This is a genomic window from Anaerotignum lactatifermentans (assembly GCF_014982935.1).
Classification (GTDB): Bacteria; Bacillota; Clostridia; order Lachnospirales; family Anaerotignaceae; genus Anaerotignum; species Anaerotignum lactatifermentans.
In genome coordinates this window covers 31,667-47,296 of sequence record NZ_JADCKK010000001.1, presented here as the reverse complement: position 1 = coordinate 47,296, position 15,630 = coordinate 31,667, and the positions used below count along the sequence as shown (strand labels likewise).

The window sequence follows — 15,630 nt, the reverse complement described above, 5'->3', positions numbered from 1 at the left end:
CAGTTTTACAGTCGGAAAGGAGGCATGGATATGTATCGCATTTTGGAATTGCTCCGGCGACAGGAAGGGTTCCTTTCGGGAGAGGACATCGGCAGAGAGCTTTCCATCACCCGTGCAGCAGTGTGGAAAGGCATTAAGAAGCTCCGGGAGGAAGGCTATGAAATCGAGGCGGTGACAAATCGGGGATACCGACTCACCAATCCTGAAACCATGTACAACAAACGGGAACTGGAACAGGGACTGAAAACAAAGACCATGGGACAGTCCATTTATTTCTATGAAGAAACAGACACCACAAACAACCGTGCCAGAGAATTGGCACTGGAAGGTGCGCCGGAAGGCACCTTGGTGGTGGCAGAAAAACAGACAGCAGGCCGCGGCAGACGGGGAAAAGTGTGGGAATCCCCTTTGGGTACAGGCATCTGGATGAGTCTGGTGCTGCGTCCCCAGATTGCACCGACGGAGGCATCTGTGCTGACTCTTTTGTGCGGGCTGGCAACAGCAGAGGCCATTGAAGCGGAAACAGGTCTTTCTGCTGGTATCAAATGGCCCAATGATATTCTCATCAACGGCAAAAAGGCTGTGGGGATTTTGACGGAAATGGACTGCGAAATGAGCGAGGTGCATTTTGTCATTCCCGGTATCGGCATCAATGTGAACACAGCATCTTTTCCGCCGGAAATCGCGGAGATTGCCACCAGTCTGTATTTGGAATGCGGTAAGACCGTTTCCCGCCGCCGTCTGGTGCATAAGGTGCTGGAGCGGCTGGAGGAGCATTATGAAACCTTCCTGCGGACAGGCAGTTTTGCTGCCATGCTGGAGGATTATCGGAAACACTGCATCACATTGGGCAAGGAAGTCCATGTGCTGGGCAGAGAGCCGTTTTTCGCTGAAGCTTTAGACATTACACCGGAAGGAGAACTGCTGGTGCGTCGGGCGGATAACGGGAAAGAAGAAGTGGTATTTTCAGGAGAAGTGTCCATTCGAGGAGTGATTTAATGGAAAGAAAAGTATTGGCGGCAGCCAGTTATGCAGAACAGAAATATTTTTTGGAGCCGGAGTTTCAGGCCCTCCCCGAGAGCATTCAGGAAGAAGTGCGGGTCATTTGTGTGGTATTGGCGCAGAAACTGGGCTGTACCTTTTTGATGGGATTCAATGAAGACGGGGAACTGTATTTTGAAACTGTGAAGCAGGAGGACGATTTCGATTTTGACGATATTGGTGCGGAATTGGAAATCAAACGCCTTCAGCGGGAAAAAAAGGAACTTTTGAAAGCGCTGGAACTGTGGTATGCGGTATATTTCACAGAAGAAGGGGAAAAGATTAAGGAAGAATTGCTGAAAAAGGCAGAAAAAGAAACTGGAAATAAATAGTTTGTATAAAAAATAACAAAAAATTGCAAAAAAACGTTGCAATCCTTTCATTTGCTGTTATAATGTATGGTGGTTACGCGAAACGGCAGGAAAACAGCCGAAGATGTTATGTCCCATAGGAGGGCAAATATACTGCGTCTGTGCTGAAACGCGGAACGGTTACTATTTTCCATATCATCTTATATCTTATAAGAATGAGAATGAAAGGAGCAAATACATATGAGCGAAACAGTTGTAAACAAACCCGTAGCCAAAAGCAAGATGTCTGTTGGCGAACTGACCAGCATTGGTCTGATGACAGCGATTCTGATTGTCATGTCCTTTACACCTTTGGGATACTTCCGTACATTGGGGCTTTCCATTTCCCTGATGATGATCCCTGTAGCCATCGGTGCCATGATCATCGGTCCCAAAGCAGGGCTGTGGCTGGGACTTGTCTTTGGCGCAACCAGCTTTTATCAGGTACTGACAGCACCCAGCGCTTTCACCAGCGCATTGTTCAGCATCAGTCCCCTGTACACCTTCTTGGTATGTGTACCTACCCGTGCACTCATGGGCTGGCTTACCGGTGTTTTGTTCCAGCTGATCCATAAAGTAGATCGTACCAATACCTTCAGTTATTTTGCAGGCGGTTTTCTGGCAGCGTTCCTGAACACCCTGTTCTTCATGGGCACACTGGTTCTGCTGTTCTGGAACACAGATTACATTCAGGGTCTGAACCAGACTTTCGGCAATGTAAACCCTCTGGTATTTGTGGTACTGTTCGTAGGTGTCAACGGTGCGTTGGAAATGCCCGCAAGCTGTGTTGCAGGCGGTATCGTTTCCAAGGCTCTGAGCAAAGCCGTACATAAAAGACGGGCTTAAGAGAAAGAAATAGAAATGATGTTTTTACGGCGCGGGAACGGGTTCCCGTGCCGTTTTTTGAGAAAGGTATTTTTTTGAGCAGAGGAGATCAAGCATGATTTTAGTCATTGATGTAAGCAATACCAACAGCACATTGGGCGTCTTTGACGGGGACAAGCTGGTGGCAAACTGGCGGCTTTCCACCCTCAGCAGCCGTACTTCCGATGAAACAGGTATGCTGCTGCGGATGCTGTTTGTCCACTCCGGTATGGATATTTCTGAAATCGACGCCGTTGTGGTATCTTCCGTAGTGCCAAACGTAATGTATTCCCTGTTGAGCGGCATTCGAAAATATTTGCAGAGAGAGCCTATGGTGGTTCGTGCCGGCATGAAAACAGGCATCAATCTGCGGATGGAAAACCCTAAGGAAATGGGGACAGACCGTATCGTCAATCTCGTAGCGGCTTATGAACTCTACGGCGGTCCTGCCATTGTGGTGGATTACAGCACAGCCACAACTTTTGACGTTGTCAGTGAAAAAGGTGAATTTCTCACAGGCATCACTGCACCCGGCGTGCAGATTTGCGCAGACGCTCTGACAAGAAGAGCGGCTCAGCTGCCGAAGATTGAAATCAAACGTCCTGAAACACTGATTACGAAAAATACAGTGGACAGTATTCAGGCAGGTCTGGTGCTGGGGCATATTGGTGAGACCATTTATATCATTCAGCAGATTAAGGACAAATTGAATCTGCCGAATATGAAAGTCATCGCTACAGGCGGTCTGGCGAAAGTCATTGATGAAAACGAAGAAATCTTCGATGTATACGACCCGGTTCTGGCATTGCAGGGCTTGCGCCTGCTTTATGAAAAGAATCGGAACAGAAGATGATTTTTAGGAGGAAATATACATGCTTTTGGTAATTGATGTAGGGAATACCAACTATGTTTTGGGGGTATACCGCGGGGATAAACTTATTAAGTGCTGGCGTATGGCAACAGCCGGTGTCAGAACTGCAGACGAAACGGGTATCTTTATCCATTCCCTCTTTGACGCTTCCGATGTAAAGGCAAGCAGCATTGACGCGGTCATCATTTCTTCTGTTGTGCCGGATATCATGTATTCTCTGACACAGGGCATTCGGAAATATTTCCATATTGAGCCTATGATTGTCAGTGCAGGCATGAAAACAGGCATTTCTGTTAAACGTGACAACCCCAAAGGCGTTGGGGCAGACCGTATCGTTAATCTGGTGGCAGTCAATGAAATTTATGGCGGTCCTGCAGTGGTCATTGACTACGGCACAGCCAATACCTTTGACGTACTGAATGAAAAATCCGAATTTATCACAGGTCTCATCACACCGGGCATTTCTGTCTGCGCAGATGCATTGACACAGCGTGCGGCACAGCTGCCGAAGATTGAAATCAAAAAGCCAAAGTCCATCATTGTGAAAAACACAGTGGGCAGTATTCAGGCAGGTCTGGTGCTGGGGCATATTGGACAGACCATTTATATCATTGACCAGCTGAAAAAAGAGCTGAATATGCCGGATATGAAGGTCATTGCCACAGGCGGTCTGGCAAGAGTCATCGACCCTGACCGTAAGATTTTCGATGTATTGGACCCTGTTCTGACACTGAAAGGTCTGAAAATTCTGTATCACAAAAACAAGTAAATCCAAAACAGGCAGACAGAAATTTTGTTTTCAGGTCTTGCCTGTTTTTTTCTGATATGATAGGATAGGAAAAGCCCGAAAAGTGGGCAGAAATCGCATGTTGGAGGAAGAAAATGAAAATTGGAAATGTGACATTGGACAACAATGTTTTTCTGGCGCCCATGGCTGGGGTCACAGACCTGCCTTTTCGTTTGCTCTGCAAGGAAATGGGCTGCGGTCTGGTGTATTCCGAAATGGTCAGCGCAAAAGGCATTTTATATAACAACAAAAACACCACAGAACTGTTGCAGGTAGAGGAGGCAGAACGCCCCACAGCCATTCAGCTTTTCGGTTCTGACCCGAAAATTCTGGGGGAAATGGGCAAGAAAATCGAGCCTTACCCCTTTGATATCATTGATGTGAATATGGGCTGCCCTGCGCCGAAAATCGTCAAAAACGGGGAAGGCAGCGCCATTACAAAGACACCGGAACTGGTGGGGCAGATTGTAAAATCTCTGGTGGAAAGCCAGAAGAAGCCTGTTACCATCAAATTCCGTAAAGGCTTTGACGACGACCATATCAACGCTGTGGAAGTTGCGAAAATCGCAGAAGCCAACGGCGCAGCGGCGGTAGCAGTCCATGGACGCACCAGAGAACAGTATTACAGCGGCAAAGCCGACTGGGATATTATTCGTCAGGTGAAAGAAGCCGTTTCCATTCCCGTTATTGGCAATGGGGATGTGTTTACACCTCAGGATGCTAAGGCACTGCTGGACTATACAGGCTGTGATGCCATTATGGTAGGCAGAGGCGCTCAGGGGAACCCTTGGCTGTTTAAGCGCATCATTCATTATCTGGAAACAGGAGAGCTTCTGCCGGAGCCTACAGCAGAAGAACGGGTGGAGAAAGCCCTGCGCCATGCCCGTATGCTCATTGACTACAAAGGGGAGTATATCGGCGTTAGAGAAATGCGCAAGCACATGGCTTGGTATATGAAAGGACTGCCCGGTGCTTCTGAGCTTCGTGGGAAAATGAACTTCATGGAAAGCTATGAAGCCATGGAAGAACTGCTGCGTGCATATCTGGCAGGCAAATAAGCAATGCAAAAGAAATAAGAAAAGACGTGGACAAGAGATTCCTCAAGTTCACGTCTTTTTTGGTATATACGGCAATGTGCAGCGATGAAATCACATTGCCCGAAGATAGGGAGATGTTGTCTATTTGAAAATCCGATGGCGCAGACGGGAGAAAAAGCCTTCTTTCTGCGGCAGTTCGGATGGAGTTGTCTGTTGCTGTTGTGCCTGCTGCATCAAAAGCTGCTGGCTGTCAACGGCAGTGCCAGTAAAGGGTTTCTTGATGTATTCCCCGTCGGCACAGAGGATACGCGCTTTCACGTTATCGGATTTGGCTGCATCCATGACATTGTGGATCTGTGCCTGAATGTCCGGGTCATAAACGGGTGCTGCCACTTCCACACGGCGTTCCGTGTTTCTGGTCATAAAGTCGGCGGAGGAAATATACATTTTCTCGTTTTTGCCGCTGCCGAAGCAGTAGATACGGGAATGTTCCAGATAACGTCCTACCACGTTGAACACACGGATGTTTTCTGTCATGCCGGGAACCTGCGGCAGTAAGCAGCAGATGCCGCGGATCATCATCTGAATCTGCACCCCTGCACAGGAGGCTTCTTTCAGCTTTTCGATGATGTCAATGTCCGTCAGGGAATTGAGCTTCAGGAAAATGCGTCCGTCATTTCCTTTGGCGATTTCCTCGTCAATGAGGCGCATGACAGAGGTTTTCAGGCTCACAGGGGCAACCAGCAGGTTTTTGTAGCTGCCCATGAGGTTGCCGATGCCCATGTTCTGGAAGAAAATATTGGCATCCTGACCGATTTCCTGATTGGCTGTCAGCAGAGAAAGGTCTGTGTACATTTCAGCCGTTTTCTCGTTGTAGTTGCCGGTACCAATCTGGGTGATGTACTGGATTTCGCCCCGCTCTTTTTTGGTGATGAGGCAAAGTTTGGAATGGACTTTGTAGTCCTCAAAGCCGTAAATAATGGTGCATCCGGCTTCCTCCAGACGTTCAGACCAGTCGATGTTGTTCTGCTCGTCAAAACGTGCCCGCAGCTCGATGAGGACGGTAACGTCCTTACCGTTTTCCGCCGCGTTGCAGAGATATTCCACCAGTTTGGTTTTTCTAGCCAGACGGTAAATGGTAATTTTAATGGAAATGACCGTAGGGTCATTGGATGCTTCCTTGATCATTTGCAGGAAAGGCTCCATACTTTCAAAGGGATAGGAAAGCAGGATGTCTTTTTTCTGCACCTGCCGCAAAATGCTTTCGTTTTTGTGGATGCGGGCAGGATACTGTGGTTTAAAAACAGGGTAGGTCAACGCTTTCCGCTTGGTGTCGGTGAGCTTATCCGCCAGGGAGAATACATATCCCATGGTCATAGGGGCGGATGTGGTGTAAATCATGGCAGGTGTCAGTGTCAGATGTTCACAAAGATAGGAGATGAAATGTTCGCTGATAGAATGGGAGATCTCCATACGCACAGGCGCCAGCCGCCGCCGCTGTCCCAGCACTTTCTTCATTTTTTTCCGAAAGTCGCTGCCTACGTCAAAGGCTTCATCGTCGGGGTTGATATCCGCGTTTCTGGTGATGCAGATACAAACCTTTTCATCGACGGTGTAGTTATCGAAAACTTGGTCCATAAATTCCAGTATGATGTCTTCCATACGGATGTAACGCACGTCGATTCCCGGCAGGAACAAAACTTCAGGCAGTGCCTGAGGCACGGGAATGACGGCAAAGACCTGTTTGCTTTTGAATTTCAGCATCGCGCATACATGGATGACTTTATTTTGCAGATGTGGAAACGGATGGTGGGTATCCACAATCTGCGGAGATAAGATAGGCAAGACGGAAGATTTGAAGTACTGCTTCACATATTTCTGTTCCACAGATTCCAGTTCTTCATAGGCAAGGTGAGAAACGCCATGGGCGCGAAGCTGCAATTGAATACTGCCAAAGAGTTTATCCCGCTTTTCGCAAAGGGGACGCACAGCGCGGTAAATGTGTTCCAGCTGTTCTTTGGGGGTCATACCGGATTTGTTGTCGATGGCATGGGCTTTGACATGCATCATGTCAAAAAGGCTGCCCACACGGATCATAAAAAATTCATCCAAATTGCTGGTGAAGATGGAGATAAACTTCAATCTTTCCAGCAAAGGCAGGGTTTCATCCATGGCTTCACTAAGGACACGGTCATTGAACCGCAGCCAAGAAAGTTCACGGTTTTGAGTGAACGGATATTTTTTAGCGCCCATGGATTTTCCCCCTCTGTTCTAACAAATAGTACAAATAACCTTCCCGGACACCATAGTTGATGGTGGTAATGCGGGAGATGTTGTAAAACTCAGCAATGGTATATAAAACTGTAATACCGGGCAGGAACGTATGGATACGGTCAGGCGCGGTTTTCAGCAGTTGTTTGATAAAAATATCGGGTGTATCACATGCACTGTCCAGAATGGCTTTCAGACAGGCAGGATCGTAATAAGGGAGGGGCTGTTCCTTTTTCTTTTTGGAAACAGCCTGCACCATCTGCATTGCCGCACGGGCAGAACCGCCGATGGCGCACAGGTCGGAAATGACCGCTTTCTGAGGCGGTAATTCCTGTAATTTTTTGCGCACTTCTTTCTGAATCTGCTGTAATTCGGATTTTTTCGCAATGAGGTGATTTTTTACATACTGCTGGTACAGGTTCAAAGAGCCCATAGGCAGAGAAGTTGCCCGCTGGATGGCGTGATCCTGATAGAATACCAGCTCGGTACTGCCGCCGCCGATGTCGGTCAGCAGACCTTTGTCCATTTCCATGGCCTGCAGTGCGCCGTAATAGTCGAAGATAGCTTCTTCTTCGCCGGAAAGGATGCGCACTTCAAAGCCGCAGTTTTCCCGAATGGCTTCCAGCACTTCCGGTGCGTTGTTGATGTTGCGCAGGGAAGCGGTGGCAAAGGGAAAAACTTCCTGAATGGTCATATGATCCAGAATTTCCTTAAATTCGGAAAGGACTGCAACAGCCTTACGAATACCGCTTTTTTTCAGGCAGCGGTCTTTATTGATATAACCTGCCAGACCGGCAGGGCTTTTTTTGTTGAGCAATGATTTGATTTGATTGTTTTCGATTTTATAAAGCACCAAACGGATGGTGTTGGAGCCAATGTCAATAACTGCGTACAAATTAAATTCCCCTCGTTTTCTACTTTTTTCACTATTATTTTGCCTTTGATTTGTTAAGTCTGCTACTTTATTTCTGTTAAATCTATGTAAAATCTATAAGAAATCTGTGGAAAATATGTTGCGATGAAATGTTAAATCCTTCATTTTTCAGCCTTCGAAAATGTTAAATTTTTGCTTTTGCACAAATGCTTTCCAAATCTATCCGCACGACCCCTGTCTGGGCAAAGTAATGCTGGATGTATGCGTCGATTTCTTCGTCGCTGTGCTGGGTGTAACGGCGGCAGAGAAGCTGGAGGGCATGGCGTTTTTCTGTTTCTTCCTCTATAATGGCAGCGGTGCCTTCGGCAATGACGCTTTCATAACGTGTGGTGAAATTTTCGCCATCTACCAGACGTAATTTGGCAAAAGTCAGGCAAACATGGGGATTTTGCTGGATATTTTCCAGTTTCCGACCGGCTTTGGCACAGTGGAAATAGAGGTGATTTTCCTCCAGAACTACGGAAACAGGTACGCCATAAGGCATGTTTTCATTGTCTGTGGTGGATAATACGGCAAAGTCACAGCTTTCCATAATGGCTCTGGCTTCTTCCTGTGTTCTCAAGCGGTCTTTTCTGCGTAAAGGTGTGTTTTTTGTAGACATATGTATTACCTCCTTTTTTCTATCCATTATACAACTGTATGGGAAAAAAGAAAGAAAAATATCAAAAAGGTATTGCACCTACCATTTTGGTATGATATACTGTCCTCAGAAAGGATACCCCCCTAGGGGGGAGGGTATAAAGAGGGAAAGGTGTGTTACCATGCGTGCAGATAAAGATAAGATTACGAAATTGCTGAAAACAGCCAGAGGACAGCTGGATGGGATTTTGAAAATGGTGGAGGATGACCGCTACTGTATGGACATTTCCCAGCAGCTTATGGCAGTGGAAGCCATTCTCAATAAAGCCAATAAAGAAATTTTGACAGCCCATTTAAAGGGCTGTGTGGTAGCAGCCACCACCGATGCCGAAAAAGAAGAAAAGGTAGATGAACTGGTGGCTATGCTGGGCAAAATACTGAAATAAGGAGGAAATGCCATGAAACAAAAATTTGACGTGACGGGTATGACCTGTTCTGCCTGCTCTGCCCATGTGGAGAAAAGCGTCAGCAAGCTGGAAGGTGTCCAGTGTGTCAACGTAAACCTGCTCCAGAACAGTATGGTGGTGGAGTATGACGATAACGCCCTTGGTACCACAGATATTATCCATGCGGTAGAAAGCGGCGGTTATGGCGCATCGGTACAGGGAGAAACCAAAACGCAGGAAGCGCCGAAAAATGTGGCAGCGGAAGAAATGCACCACATGAAACGGCGGCTTATCGCATCTTTTTGTTTTCTGATTCCCTTGTTCTATATCTCCATGGGACATATGATGGGGGCACCATTGCCTGCCATTTTGCTGGGGGACGAAAATGTCATGATTTTCGCTTTGACACAGCTGTTCTTGACCATTCCCGTCCTCATCATCAACAAGAAATATTATGTGGTAGGCTTTAAAGCTTTGTGGAACCGCGCGCCGAACATGGATTCCCTCATTGCACTGGGTTCCGCCGCCTCTGTGGTCTACAGCGTATTTGCCATTTATTCTATGGCTTATGCTATGGGGCATGGGGATTTGATGACAGCTCATCATTACGGTATGGAGCTGTATTTTGAATCTGCCGCTATGATTTTGACCCTCATTACCGTGGGAAAATATATGGAAACCCGTTCCAAAGGGAAAACTTCTGAAGCCATCAGCAAACTCATGGACTTGGCACCGAAAACAGCTACAGTCCTGCGGGATGGCGTGGAACAGGAAATCCCTGTGGAAGAAGTGGTGACAGGGGATACCATCATCGTAAAACCGGGACAGCGGATTCCCGTAGACGGTAAAATCATGGAAGGCTTTTCCGCAGTGGATGAAAGCGCCATCACAGGGGAAAGTATCCCTGTGGAAAAACAGGTGGGCGATACAGTTATCGGTGCGACTGTCAACAAAAGCGGTTATTTCCGCATGACGGCTACAAGAGTCGGCAAAGACACCACTTTGTCCCAGATCATCGCATTGGTAGAAGAAGCAGGGGCATCCAAAGCACCCATCGCCAAACTGGCAGATAAAGTCAGCGGTGTATTTGTGCCCGTGGTTATTACCATTGCTGTTCTGGCGGCAGTCATCTGGTTTGTGGCTGGAAATCAGCCTTTCTCCTTTGCGTTGTCCATCGGTATTGCGGTGCTTGTCATTTCCTGCCCCTGTGCTTTGGGTCTGGCAACACCGACGGCTATCATGGTAGGAACAGGCAAAGGCGCTGAATATGGTATTCTGGTAAAATCCGCCGAAAGTCTGGAAATTGCCCATCAGGTGCAGACGGTGGTGCTGGATAAAACAGGGACTCTGACAGAAGGCAAGCCCGTTGTCACTGATGTGGTGCTGGCAAAAGGTATTCTGCGAAACCGTCTGCTGAAACAGGCGGCGGCAGTGGAAGCCCTTTCGGAGCATCCCTTGGCAGAAGCCATCGTTGCTTATGCCAAAGAAAAAGAAGTAGCTTTTGAAAAGGCGGAAAACCTCACCGCAACGGCAGGGCAAGGCGTGGAAGCCGATGTGGCAGGAAAACATATTCTGGCTGGGAACCTGAAAATGATGCAGGAAAGAGGTATCCAGCTGGGAGAATGGGAAGCAAAAGCCGTGGAACTGGCAGAAGCGGGAAAAACCCCTCTGTTCTTTGCGGAAAATGAAACATTTCTGGGCATTGTGGCACTGGCGGATACCTTGAAGCCTACCAGCAAAGCCGCTGTGGACGCGTTCCATCAGATGGGCATTGAAGTGGTCATGCTCACAGGGGACAACAAACGGACAGCACAAGCCATTGCCAAGGAATTAGATATTCAGGTCATTGCGGAAGTTTTGCCTCAGGATAAGGAACGGGAAGTGCGCCGTTTGCAGGAACAGGGCAAAAAAGTTGCCATGATTGGCGACGGTATCAACGACGCTCCTGCCCTCATGCGTGCGGACGTAGGTGTTGCCATTGGTGCAGGTACAGACGTTGCCATGGAATCCGCGGATATTATCTTAATGAAAAGCGACCTCATGGATGCGGTGACAGCTATTGAACTGAGTCATGCCACCATCCGCAATATCAAAGAAAATCTGTTCTGGGCATTTTTCTATAATGCCTGCGGTATCCCTCTGGCGGCTGGGGTCTTCTATCCTCTGCTGGAATGGAAACTGAATCCCATGTTTGCGGCTGCGGCCATGAGTTTCAGCTCCGCTTTTGTAGTGGGGAATGCTCTTAGATTGCGGCTCTTCCGCCCGAAATACGCGAAGACAACAACGGCTTTGCCGAAAGAAGATATACAAAAAGAACCAACACATAAGGAGGAAATTGGTATGAAAAAAGTATTGAAAATCGAAGGTATGATGTGTAATCACTGCACAGGCAGAGTGGAAAAAGCCCTGAACGATCTGGAAGGCGTAACAGCGGAAGTAAGTCTGGAAGGCAAAAGCGCAACGGTGACACTGTCTAAAGAGGTCAGCGATGAAACACTGGTGCAGACTGTTACAGACGCAGGCTACGAAGTGGTAGATATTCAGTAAAGAAAAAAGGAAATCTAGGGTGTCGAAAAAGCCGAAACCCTATCGTCAAAGGCTCATTTCATTCAAGCCTTTGACGAGTAGACAGAAGTATAAAGCAGGAATTCCATCGGCTAAAAAGCCTTGAAATTCCTGCTTTTTCTCGTCGGAAGTGAATTCCGACTGTGGATTCCAGTTGGGAAACGCTTCGTTTCCCAAGCCCTTCCGCATTCTTGAAAAAAGTGTAAAATGTAGTTTTTTGACAGTTCGAGAAAATCTTCTGATTATAGAAGATTTCCTTTTTTATATGCTTTTTCTTTTATGGAGAAAATACAGGCAAAGCAGCCCTTCCAGCAGAAGCAGGCAGGGAACCATGATTTCCAGATAAAGAATCCCTGTCAGTCCGTAATAGGCAGGCACAAACAGCAGGGAAAGGACAAAGGCGATGCTGTCCACATTTCCAAAGGAAATCTCCAGATAAGAAACGCAAAGACTGGCAAAAAACATCAATGAAAAAATGGCATAGAATTTCAGCCAGAAAGTGTTTTGCCGAAAACGGAACAGCAGATAAAAGCACAGTCCCACATAAAGAAGGCTGAAGCCAACGCCAAAGAATGTAGGCGTGGCGTTGAAGAAGCAGTTTGTGAAATTGCAGAGGTAAGCCAGAATATGGATGGGAACCAATGGCAAAAGGGGATACCAAGGCTGATTGCGAAGTCCGTTCATATTCCCAGCCTCCTTTCCGAAATCAATATCTCATAGATAAGGTCAGTGTACGAAACAAAAAAGAAAAATGTCAATGGGGAAAGTGCATCAAAAAAAGCCTGTATTTTCAGCAACAAGCTGAAAATACAAGCTTTTTGTTTTTATGGAAGCAGGCTTTTCAGATACTCCTTGTCCTCATCAGAAACCCGTCTGGATTCCCGTGCTTTTTGTACGAATTTACGGAATACCCAAGGGTCTAAATTGGCGGCAAGGACAGCTTTCTTTGTTTCTTCGGGGAATTTCACCCATGCTTCTGCCAGAAGCCATGCCTGTGCCATGCGGACATAATAGAAGTCTGAGTCCACTGCCAGCGTACGTGTCAGAACCGTATTGATGGTGGTGGGAGTCAGATAATGGTGGAGCATGACGATGAGCCACACCCGTACGGTCCATGGATTCAGGGAGGACAGATACACGGAGATGTAGCGGAAATAATGGGCTTTGTCGGCTTTGTAGGACAGTACCTTTTTCAGAGAAGAACAGAAGGTATCGCAGATTGCCCAGTTTTCCACAAGATATTTTGCCATTTTATCGCTGTGGGGCAGAAAGTCCGCGTAAGGCAGTTCCGCAGCCACCAGCCCGTAAAGAAGCCGTTCTTCGTGGTATGTTTTGCCGCAGACAGCCAAAAATCCTCTGGGGTCGCCTTTGGCAATGGCTTTTGCCGTTTTGCGCAGAAAAGGCAGTCGCAGTCCCAGAGTGGGCAGTTCAGAAGCCAGCAGTTTTTCGTTAAACAGGCGGTAGGCTTCGTCTGCCTCCTGTTTCAATTCCGCAAGAAAATCGTTGTAGGTTTCCGGTGTCCAGCGCTCCGGCATCGCATGCATAAAATCACTTCCTGTTTCTATAAATATGTAAAAATTTGGTTCAAAAATGCATTTTCAGACAACAAAAAAGACGGCAGTTTGTTTTGGGGGGAAACTGCCGTCTCCTTTGAAAGGGCTGTCATTGTCAATACATGAAAAACGGAATTGGGGGGAGTTTTCCATGTACGGAGGGACAATGACATGAAGAGATGAAAAGTTTGATTCAATACGCAAAACCGTCAGGAGAGGACGATATTGCGCAGAAACAAGCATTTTTGATATACAGGTGTATGATGCCTGTATACGTATCTTTATGATGCAATATTTTCCGTAAATTGTCAATGGAAAGTGTAAAATTTTTTGTGAAAACCGAAAGTTTTGTATTTGCAGTTGTATCTTTGGGAAAACTCTGTTACCATAGAAACAAGTTTAACTTTGGGGTGAGAAAATGATTAAAACAAGAGAATCCATGGAAAATTACCTGGAAACCATATATATTTTGCAGCAGAAAACAGGCTACGTCCGCGCCATCGACATTGCCACAGAATTGGGATTCAGCAAGCCCAGTGTCAGCAATGCCATGAAGAAACTGCGGGCAGAAGGTTATATCACCGTCACAGACCGCAGCAAAATCGCCTTGACAGAAGCAGGCAGAAAAGTGGCAGAAGCCACCTATGAACGGCACTGTGTCATTGCTGCGTCCCTCATGCGCATCGGCGTTTCGGAAAAAACAGCCCTGGAAGATGCTTGCCGGATGGAGCATATCATCAGCGAGGAAACCTTCGCCTGCATGAAGCGCCATCATCAGGAAAGTCTGGACGAAATCAAACAAAAAGAATCTTAAAGCAGAAAAAGCGTTCCGCGGAGAATTTCCGCAGAACGCCTTTTTATGTAGATTTACTGGAAATAAGAATAGCCGTAAAGTTTTCCAGCTTTTGGTGTTTCGTTGTGTTTGTATTGAATCAGCTCGGAAACGGTCACCAGCTGGTAGCCCTGTTCCTGCAACATAGGCACCAGTTTTGCCGTTGCCTGTGCGGTGGTGTCATAGATGCCGTGCATCAGGATGACTTTGCCGTCCAGATTGCCTGCTGCTTTCACTTCTTTCAGGATGCTGTCCACATTCCGTGTCTTCCAGTCCAGTGTATCCACAGACCATGTGACGATGGGCAGGGGAACATTTGCCTGTACGGTGGCGTTTGTGTTGCCGTAAGGAGGACGGAAAGAGGTAGGTTTCACGCCTGCTTTGGCGAAGGCTGCATTGACCTGTTTCACGTCTGCCTGAATCTGGGATGCAGAAAGTTTTTTGAAATCCTTGTGGTCATAGGAATGACTACCTACTTCACAGCCCAGGGCTGCTTCCCGTTTCACCACATCGGGATACTGTGCCACACGATAGCCCACATCATAGAAGGTAGCCACTGCGTTGTATTTTTCCAGCACATCCAGAATGGCGTTGGTGGCTGTAGGAGAAGGACCGTCGTCATAAGTCAATGCCACCATGGGCTTGTTGGGGTCAATGACCCGTCCGGTTTCTTCTGTGGTTCCCTCAGGCTGGGCAGGTTCTTCCACAACGGGTGGAACTTCCTCAGGGTCTGTCAGGAAGGAACCTTTGAACACCTCTCTGGGGATTTCCAGTCGGATGGCACCACACTTGCCGGGAAGAATCTCATATTTATCAATGTAGAAAATCACGCTGTCGTCAGTCAGAGCAAATGTGCTGAACACATCGCTTTCCGGCGCCAGAAGGGCTTTGTAATTGCCGAAAAGCTGCTTGCCGTAGGTTTCGTGTTTCTGAAAGTAATCCAGTGTATAAGCGGATGCTTTCTCACGGTAGGAATCTCGGAAAATGTCCGCGGCTGTCAGTGCTTTGCCTGTTGTGGCATCAAACAGATATGTGCTCCAGGATGCCGGTTCTGTATAGGCACCGTCGATTTTCCGTGTTTCCAGAAACGATACACTGGCAATGTTGTCTTTGGTGATGTAGGAATCATAGCCAATGATGAGGGTGCCTGTGTATTTGCTGGGTGTTTTTTCCTCAGCTTTTTCTTCTGCCGCTTTGGTATAGGCGGTTTCAAAAGCATCGGCCTTTGTTTTCAGGGTTTTGATGATTTGCTCATCCAAAGCTGCCTGATTTGTCACAGGATACTGCACAGCATAGGAGAAAGGTTCTTTTGCGCTGACGTATGTCTTTGTTTCGCCCCAGTGCTGGGTATCCTTATGGAAATTGAAGTAGCTTTCTGCCTGGGTGGTCAGGGCTGCTGTGCGGCTGTCCGCAGCGGCGGCTTCCGTAAAGGAGCCAAAAGCGGTCAGCACCAGCAGGGTGCAGGCGGTGAAAGCTGCCAGAAATCTATGTTTTTTCATG

The 15,630-nt window shown here is 47.3% G+C and carries 15 protein-coding genes; 9 read left to right on the top strand and 6 right to left on the bottom strand.

Annotation, left to right across the window (positions count from 1 at the left end; translation table 11 throughout):
- Window positions 1-30 precede the first annotated feature (30 nt).
- The 6 genes from INF29_RS00240 to dusB all read left to right on the top strand — a co-directional run bounded on the left by INF29_RS00240 (window position 31) and on the right by dusB (window position 4,971).
- Entirely contained in the window at window positions 31-999 is a 969-nt protein-coding gene (locus tag INF29_RS00240) for a biotin--[acetyl-CoA-carboxylase] ligase (protein WP_193484011.1), read from the top strand.
- Window positions 999-1,373: a DUF6145 family protein gene (locus INF29_RS00235; RefSeq protein WP_072847992.1), complete on the top strand. Its 375-nt coding sequence runs from the start codon at window positions 999-1,001 to the stop codon at window positions 1,371-1,373. Before INF29_RS00240 ends, INF29_RS00235 begins: the two co-directional genes overlap by 1 nt.
- A 219-nt stretch (window positions 1,374-1,592) precedes the next feature.
- A complete protein-coding gene (locus tag INF29_RS00230) occupies window positions 1,593-2,237 on the top strand; it encodes an ECF transporter S component (RefSeq protein ID WP_243184047.1) in 645 nt (214 codons plus the stop codon).
- Window positions 2,238-2,331: 94 nt separating this feature from the next.
- The gene (locus INF29_RS00225) at window positions 2,332-3,108 is read left to right on the top strand and encodes a type III pantothenate kinase (RefSeq protein WP_072847991.1); all 777 of its coding nucleotides are present in this window, start codon (window positions 2,332-2,334) and stop codon (window positions 3,106-3,108) included.
- 19 nt (window positions 3,109-3,127) lie between these two features.
- Window positions 3,128-3,895 (top strand): type III pantothenate kinase, encoded by a 768-nt coding sequence (locus INF29_RS00220; RefSeq protein WP_072847990.1) that lies wholly within the window; start codon window positions 3,128-3,130, stop codon window positions 3,893-3,895.
- 113 nt (window positions 3,896-4,008) lie between these two features.
- Window positions 4,009-4,971, top strand: a complete 963-nt coding sequence (gene dusB, locus INF29_RS00215) for a tRNA dihydrouridine synthase DusB (RefSeq protein ID WP_087988527.1) — start codon at window positions 4,009-4,011, stop codon at window positions 4,969-4,971.
- Between the two features lie 120 nt (window positions 4,972-5,091).
- Here the strand turns inward: dusB and ppk1 are convergent, their stop codons facing one another.
- From ppk1 to INF29_RS00200, 3 genes are all read right to left on the bottom strand, one after another.
- Window positions 5,092-7,203, bottom strand: a complete 2,112-nt coding sequence (gene ppk1 / locus INF29_RS00210) for a polyphosphate kinase 1 (RefSeq protein WP_193484010.1) — start codon at window positions 7,201-7,203, stop codon at window positions 5,092-5,094.
- Window positions 7,193-8,116: a Ppx/GppA phosphatase family protein gene (locus INF29_RS00205; protein ID WP_193484009.1), complete on the bottom strand. Its 924-nt coding sequence runs from the start codon at window positions 8,114-8,116 to the stop codon at window positions 7,193-7,195. The genes ppk1 and INF29_RS00205 overlap by 11 nt, the downstream gene beginning before the upstream one ends.
- Before the next feature lie 163 nt (window positions 8,117-8,279).
- Window positions 8,280-8,756, bottom strand: coding sequence for a pyridoxamine 5'-phosphate oxidase family protein (locus tag INF29_RS00200; RefSeq protein ID WP_193484008.1), 477 nt, complete (start codon window positions 8,754-8,756; stop codon window positions 8,280-8,282).
- 160 nt (window positions 8,757-8,916) lie between these two features.
- Between INF29_RS00200 and INF29_RS00195 the strand changes: the two genes are divergently transcribed.
- Both INF29_RS00195 and INF29_RS00190 read left to right on the top strand, forming a co-directional pair.
- The gene (locus INF29_RS00195; RefSeq protein WP_072847985.1) at window positions 8,917-9,180 is read left to right on the top strand and encodes a metal-sensing transcriptional repressor; all 264 of its coding nucleotides are present in this window, start codon (window positions 8,917-8,919) and stop codon (window positions 9,178-9,180) included.
- Window positions 9,181-9,192: 12 nt separating this feature from the next.
- Window positions 9,193-11,727: a heavy metal translocating P-type ATPase gene (locus INF29_RS00190; RefSeq protein ID WP_193484007.1), complete on the top strand. Its 2,535-nt coding sequence runs from the start codon at window positions 9,193-9,195 to the stop codon at window positions 11,725-11,727.
- A 279-nt stretch (window positions 11,728-12,006) separates the two neighbouring features.
- Here INF29_RS00190 and INF29_RS00185 read toward each other — a convergent pair whose 3' ends face one another.
- Both INF29_RS00185 and INF29_RS00180 read right to left on the bottom strand, forming a co-directional pair.
- On the bottom strand, window positions 12,007-12,429 hold the full coding sequence (locus INF29_RS00185; protein ID WP_193484006.1) for a hypothetical protein: 423 nt from the start codon (window positions 12,427-12,429) through the stop codon (window positions 12,007-12,009).
- Between the two features lie 140 nt (window positions 12,430-12,569).
- Entirely contained in the window at window positions 12,570-13,289 is a 720-nt protein-coding gene (locus INF29_RS00180; protein WP_193484005.1) for a DNA alkylation repair protein, read from the bottom strand.
- A 430-nt stretch (window positions 13,290-13,719) separates the two neighbouring features.
- Here INF29_RS00180 and INF29_RS00175 point away from each other — a divergent pair, with 430 nt between their 5' ends.
- Window positions 13,720-14,112, top strand: coding sequence for a metal-dependent transcriptional regulator (locus tag INF29_RS00175; protein WP_072848075.1), 393 nt, complete (start codon window positions 13,720-13,722; stop codon window positions 14,110-14,112).
- A gap of 53 nt (window positions 14,113-14,165) precedes the next feature.
- On the opposite strand, the gene INF29_RS00170 is transcribed toward INF29_RS00175, so the two are convergent.
- Window positions 14,166-15,629 (bottom strand): polysaccharide deacetylase family protein, encoded by a 1,464-nt coding sequence (locus INF29_RS00170; RefSeq protein ID WP_193484004.1) that lies wholly within the window; start codon window positions 15,627-15,629, stop codon window positions 14,166-14,168.
- Between the last annotated feature and the right edge of the window lies 1 nt (window position 15,630).

What these genes read in the sequence shown, in the direction of transcription:
- INF29_RS00225 (WP_072847991.1), top strand. Translation starts at nt 2,332, where the DNA reads ATGATTTTAGTCATTGATGTAAGCAATACCAACAGCACATTGGGCGTC.
- INF29_RS00170 (WP_193484004.1), bottom strand. Translation starts at nt 15,629, where the DNA reads ATGAAAAAACATAGATTTCTGGCAGCTTTCACCGCCTGCACCCTGCTG.
- INF29_RS00190 (WP_193484007.1), top strand. Translation starts at nt 9,193, where the DNA reads ATGAAACAAAAATTTGACGTGACGGGTATGACCTGTTCTGCCTGCTCT.
- INF29_RS00185 (WP_193484006.1), bottom strand. Translation starts at nt 12,429, where the DNA reads ATGAACGGACTTCGCAATCAGCCTTGGTATCCCCTTTTGCCATTGGTT.
- ppk1 (WP_193484010.1), bottom strand. Translation starts at nt 7,203, where the DNA reads ATGGGCGCTAAAAAATATCCGTTCACTCAAAACCGTGAACTTTCTTGG.
- INF29_RS00180 (WP_193484005.1), bottom strand. Translation starts at nt 13,289, where the DNA reads ATGCATGCGATGCCGGAGCGCTGGACACCGGAAACCTACAACGATTTT.
- INF29_RS00195 (WP_072847985.1), top strand. Translation starts at nt 8,917, where the DNA reads ATGCGTGCAGATAAAGATAAGATTACGAAATTGCTGAAAACAGCCAGA.
- INF29_RS00240 (WP_193484011.1), top strand. Translation starts at nt 31, where the DNA reads ATGTATCGCATTTTGGAATTGCTCCGGCGACAGGAAGGGTTCCTTTCG.
- dusB (WP_087988527.1), top strand. Translation starts at nt 4,009, where the DNA reads ATGAAAATTGGAAATGTGACATTGGACAACAATGTTTTTCTGGCGCCC.
- INF29_RS00200 (WP_193484008.1), bottom strand. Translation starts at nt 8,756, where the DNA reads ATGTCTACAAAAAACACACCTTTACGCAGAAAAGACCGCTTGAGAACA.
- INF29_RS00235 (WP_072847992.1), top strand. Translation starts at nt 999, where the DNA reads ATGGAAAGAAAAGTATTGGCGGCAGCCAGTTATGCAGAACAGAAATAT.
- INF29_RS00230 (WP_243184047.1), top strand. Translation starts at nt 1,593, where the DNA reads ATGAGCGAAACAGTTGTAAACAAACCCGTAGCCAAAAGCAAGATGTCT.
- INF29_RS00220 (WP_072847990.1), top strand. Translation starts at nt 3,128, where the DNA reads ATGCTTTTGGTAATTGATGTAGGGAATACCAACTATGTTTTGGGGGTA.